Source organism: Vibrio sp. 1727, assembly GCF_033344415.1.
GTDB classification, from domain to species: domain Bacteria; phylum Pseudomonadota; class Gammaproteobacteria; order Enterobacterales; family Vibrionaceae; genus Vibrio; species Vibrio alginolyticus.
Window position 1 is genome coordinate 1 of sequence record NZ_JAWPOT010000599.1, and the last position, 537, is coordinate 537.

The window sequence follows — 537 nt, forward strand, 5'->3', positions numbered from 1 at the left end:
TTTTTAATCACGTATTTAAATTCCCTTGCAGTCGTTGAGTCAGTTTTCCTATCGGAAAGACAGTTTTTTGGTTATTGGAGGCTGTAATGCTCGTTACAGGAGCAACACCTAGTAGTGAGTTGCACATCCATACTTCATCCGCAGAAAGCAGTTCCATCAGCGAAAAGTCCCCTACTTCAACTTCGGTATTATTGGCCTCGAAAAACTCAAGCACCTTACGACGCATCACGCCTGCGACGCCAGACAAATTTAAGCTAGGCGTATAAACCTTGTTATCTTTAACCCAAAAAAGGTTTGCCATTGTAGTTTCAATGACATGATTTTGCACATTTAACGTCACTGCATCGGCAAAGTTAGAGTGCTCAATTTCAGCTTTCGCAAGCACTTGTTCTAAGCGATTGTTGTGTTTATGCCCTGCCAGCAAAGGCTGAATTCCGAGACGGGTTTCGCATACCCCCAGATTCACCCCATTTTGTTGCCAGTCGACATAATGGACAGGAAATGCAAAGTTCGAGATGGTCACCATTGGGCCCTCAA

General features: G+C 43.9%; 1 protein-coding gene. It reads right to left on the minus strand.

What is annotated here, in order from left to right; all coding sequences use genetic code 11:
- Positions 1–7 precede the first annotated feature (7 nt).
- Positions 8–537 (minus strand): aminodeoxychorismate lyase (gene pabC, locus R8O10_RS27145; protein ID WP_318192218.1); only part of this gene is annotated, 530 nt, incomplete at its 5' end.